Annotated in this window: 3 protein-coding genes; all 3 read right to left on the bottom strand. The window is 64.6% G+C overall.

Going from position 1 to position 4,103, the window contains the following annotated elements:
* Positions 1-214 precede the first annotated feature (214 nt).
* The 3 genes from ACFFNA_RS36045 to ACFFNA_RS36035 all read right to left on the bottom strand — a co-directional run bounded on the left by ACFFNA_RS36045 (position 215) and on the right by ACFFNA_RS36035 (position 3,896).
* Complete coding sequence (locus tag ACFFNA_RS36045; RefSeq protein WP_378924735.1) at positions 215-1,330, bottom strand: TniQ family protein; 1,116 nt, start codon at positions 1,328-1,330, stop codon at positions 215-217.
* A gap of 62 nt (positions 1,331-1,392) precedes the next feature.
* Positions 1,393-2,316 carry a TniB family NTP-binding protein gene (locus ACFFNA_RS36040; RefSeq protein WP_378924733.1) on the bottom strand — a complete coding sequence of 308 codons (924 nt, stop codon included), beginning with the start codon at positions 2,314-2,316 and terminating at the stop codon, positions 1,393-1,395.
* Positions 2,313-3,896: a TnsB C-terminal domain-containing protein gene (locus ACFFNA_RS36035; RefSeq protein WP_378924731.1), complete on the bottom strand. Its 1,584-nt coding sequence runs from the start codon at positions 3,894-3,896 to the stop codon at positions 2,313-2,315. The genes ACFFNA_RS36040 and ACFFNA_RS36035 overlap by 4 nt, the downstream gene beginning before the upstream one ends.
* Between the last annotated feature and the right edge of the window lie 207 nt (positions 3,897-4,103).

The following is a 4,103-nucleotide window of genomic DNA, read 5'->3' as shown; positions in this document are numbered from 1 at the left end:
TGTCGTTCGTTTTTCACCGGCGGACAGCCTCGTTTAGGCGTCAGATCGACGAGAATTCGCGTTCATTGAGCGGACCCGGTTTGCGCTCAAGCCCCGGACAGCCTCTCTCGTCGAGCAGAATGCCGAAATCGACGTCAATCGGGCTTCCGGACGAAATCTCGTGCGCGGCCGGATGAATCGGAATTCGTGAGACTATGCACCGCAGCACGCAATCTCAGCATTTCTGAATCGCCTGCTCGTCGCTCGGCAGTTTGGGCGACAACGCTGCCCCGGGTGACGCCGGCCAGTTCCTGGCAAGCGCAGCATCGATCAGGCGAGCGCGAACGCGCTCCCGTTTCCGCGGAGGTAGCTTTGCCGCGGCGATCCAGCACGGATCAGCCAGAATTTGACGTGCCAGCCCCTCATATTCGGCCGATGAGCGCTTCAGCGCCTGGCCGCTCGGCCGTCGGCTGGAGAAGCGGATCTGCCGTGGCGCGGCCCGCCGCACCAGGTGCGCGGCGGCAGGCGGCAGCGTATCGTCCACACGCGGATCGGCGCCGAAAATATCGTTGAGGGCAAGCAGCGTCAGGAGACGCCAGCGCACCGGCAACTGGCCGAGCGGAGTTTTGGCGCCGACGGCATGCCGGACGTCGTAGGGACAGCGCCAGCCCGCTTCGTTGAACCACAGCGCCAGCACGGGCCGCGCGGCGGCCGGATGGTCCAGCGGTGCCCAGAGGATCGCAAGCGCCTTCTCGAATTGCTCCTGCTCGGCATTTTCACCATTGACGCTTGCCGTGATCCGCTGCTGGACGGCATGCGCCGCCCTCACAAGGGCGTCGTGCGGCCGACCGCCCTCCCCTCCCCTATCGGCCAGAAGCAGACCGCAACAGCTGCAGGCGGGCTGTGCGCGTCCGTCGCGCAGGCGGAAAGCCACGGAAAGACGCCGGTGGCACGACACGCAGCGGTCCTGAAGCAGCTGGCCGTGATCCGGACAGATGCAGCGCTCGGCAAGCATCCAGCCGGCTCGCAGATAGGCATCGCGGCCGGCTGCTTGATCGGCAGCGAAGCAGGCGACACAGACCGGGGTGGATCGAGGCGGTGCCGATGGCGCCCACTCAGGTCCTGCGCTCACGTACCATGATCGAGAGCGGCGCGGATAGCGCTTGCTCAAGGCCAGGCGCTGCAGTCGCTCGGGGTCGACACCACAGGCCTGCGCCCACACCCTCGTCTGATCGAGCGCCGGCGCCCTGTCGTCGATCGCCAAGGGCGACGACAAGCAATTGTCATCAACGGCGAAATGCCCCGCCAGCTCTTCCGCTGTAAGGCCGTAGCGGCATGCAACCCGCGCCATCCAGGATGATAGCAATTCGTCGCGATAGGGCCGCGGCGCCACGGGCAGACGATCCGGCTCCATCACCCGCCCGCCGCTTGCGGCATCCGCCGGCGTGCCGATTGCGTCATCGATACTAGCGGAAGGACAAGATCATCGCCGAAACTCATCAAGTCGAGCCGTTCCTTCCCCGACCGGATCGCCTCCTCGGCTGCCGTCTCGATCAGCTGGAAAATCCGGAACGTGACGCCGCTGGTGAGCGTGTGGATCCTTTCACGAACCGCGTCCGTTTCGAGATCGGAAGGAGCGCGCAGCGGCAGGATGCCAGCGAGGCTTTTCAAGAGCCGCGCAAAGGCGTGATCGTTCTTCCAGGGTTTTAGATGAAACGCCTCGAAGCGCTCGGCGAGCTGCGCGTCGGTGAGCAATGCCTGGCGCGCCAGATCGGTGCCGGCGCACACCAGCGGCACTCTCAGGTCGTTCGCGAGAAACCGCAGCGCATTCAGGAAAATCCGTTGCTGCCGATAGGTCCCCGCCAGCATCCCGTTGACCTCGTCGAGCACGATCATCCTCGCGCCGACGGTGCGTAGCAGCGAGCGGCAGATGTCCTTCTCCCGGGCAAGCGTGCCGCCGACGAGCGCTGGAGCCTGCAGGCTGGCCAGCAGTTCCCGATAGAGGTCGCGCTCGACCGGCTCCGAGGGTACTTGGGCCACGACCACCGGCCTGTTGGTAACGCCCGTCGCCTGACACAATGTGGGCGGATGCGCCCGCTCGAATTTGCGCACGATCTTGGTCTTGCCCATGCCGGTGTTGCCGTAGATCAGCAGGCAAGGCATGCGGTCGCGTGGGGGATAGGCGAGCAACGCGTTCAGGCGCACAAGTGCGGCTTGCGCCTGGTCGAAGCCGATCCAGCGGTCGGCCTTGATCCAGGCAATGCGCGCTTCGTCGGGCAAAGCGGCATAGCGGCGGTAGTGGTCGTCGAGGTGCTCGAAAGTCCCCTCCCCTCTCACGACCATTCCTCGACGGGAAAGACGGGGACCTTGCTCCAATCGATCGGCCGCTCATCCTCGATTTGCGCAGGCTCGTCCGCAACCGGAGAGTTTGACGCGGCAGCGCCGAGCGCTCGGTCGCGCCTTTCCGCCAGCTGACGCGCTGCCTTGGTGCGGCTGGTCGCGTCCTCGACCAGTGCGCGCTGGGCCTCAATGGTTTCGAAGATCAGCTGCTCGTCGACCAGCGAAAGACCGCGTTCCCGCAGGGCGGTCCGGGCGCGGCGATGTTCGCCAAGCGTGATCGGCGCGCGCCGCAGATCGGCAAAGCGGATCGGCCAGCGCGTACCGTCCGGAGCGCGCACGAAAACCCTCGAAAGATCGCGTGGATCGTAGGACACGTGCAGCGGCCGATCGAGGCGCCCGGCCCAGATGCTCAGAACATCATCCCAATAGCGGAGACCGAACAGGTGAATGCCGTCTCGTCGCACCAGCCGGTCGACGCTGGGCAGGAAATCGATCATGAGGCCGGCAAGATCATGGGGCTGACGCAAAGGCCGAACGCGGCGGGCGACAGCTTCATGCCATGCCGCAAGCGGCGGAATCCCCAGCGTTCCATGGCGATCGGCGTGGTAGCGCGTGATTTCGAGCGCCAGCCATCGCGCCAGTTCATCCAGAGTCATCGTCGCATGGGCAGCGGAATCATAGCTGCCACGCTGGTCGATGTCGCTGAACGTCGTGCCCGGCAGAAGATGGACGGCGCCCATCATGGTGCCGATCAGCCGCTCGATATGGCCGCCATAGTGGGGAGTGACGATCGGACGATGGATGAGCTCGATGCCATATTCCTCAGCGCCCCGCTGCAGGGCGCGCGACCGGAATTCCTTGGCGTTATCGAGATGGATGGCATCAGGGAACCCGCAGGCCGGCCACTTCGCATCGATCCCCAGCCCGGCAAGCCACACCTCTTTCGGCTGCACGACATGCTGGATTGCGAGCGCGACCGAAACCGTCGACGGCGCCTCGAGCGTCAGGTAGAAGCCCGCGATCATGCGGCTTGCGATGTCAATGGCGAGCGTCAGCCACGGCCGCTGCAGTGGCCGGCGATATCGGCGATCGACGACAATGACATCGATCAGTGTGTGGTCGATCTGGACTACGTCGAACGCGCACTCGGCGGTATATTCTCCTGGAACTGGGTGGAAGCGATCGCGCGCTGCCTTCGAGCCTTCCCTTGCCTTAGTCAGTTCGGCTGGGTCCATGGCCTCGATCCGCGCCTTCAGCGCATGCCAGGACGGTGCGCGCACGCCACACGACCGGCAGAGCCCGCGGATCTCCCTGTGCAGTCGATTGATGCTCGGCTTCTGGCGCGTCTTGTAAAAGTCCCGGAGCGCTTCGGCGATTACCGCTTCGGTCTCATCCGGTAACCGGCGGCTGCCTTGTCTCGTGCCGCCCAGGCGCGGCAGCAGCGAACTGGTGACCGGATGCTCCCGATAAGCCCTGATCAGTTCGTAAAGCCGGGTTCGCTTGAGGCCGAGTTCACGGCAAGCCCGGAAGAAATCGGACCGGCGGGGGCAGTCGAGCGAAACCAGTCTGCGGATCACAGCCTCCCTTGCAACCGCCTCATTCCAGGCGGCATCATCAACCGTCTCCTTGTCGGGCCCATGAACCACAGCCGGCCTCGCTGAAAAAGTTCGTCCGCTCGAATGTTACGAAAAATACGCTGATTCGGCTAGAATCCGCCAATGAACTCCGAAGATGATTCGCGCCAGACCAATAACTTGCCGTCCGTTGACCAAACGCGAACGACA

The organism is Mesorhizobium kowhaii, from assembly GCF_042431665.1.
Lineage (GTDB): Bacteria > Pseudomonadota > Alphaproteobacteria > Rhizobiales > Rhizobiaceae > Mesorhizobium > Mesorhizobium kowhaii.
This window is presented reverse-complemented; position numbering and strand designations above follow the sequence as displayed.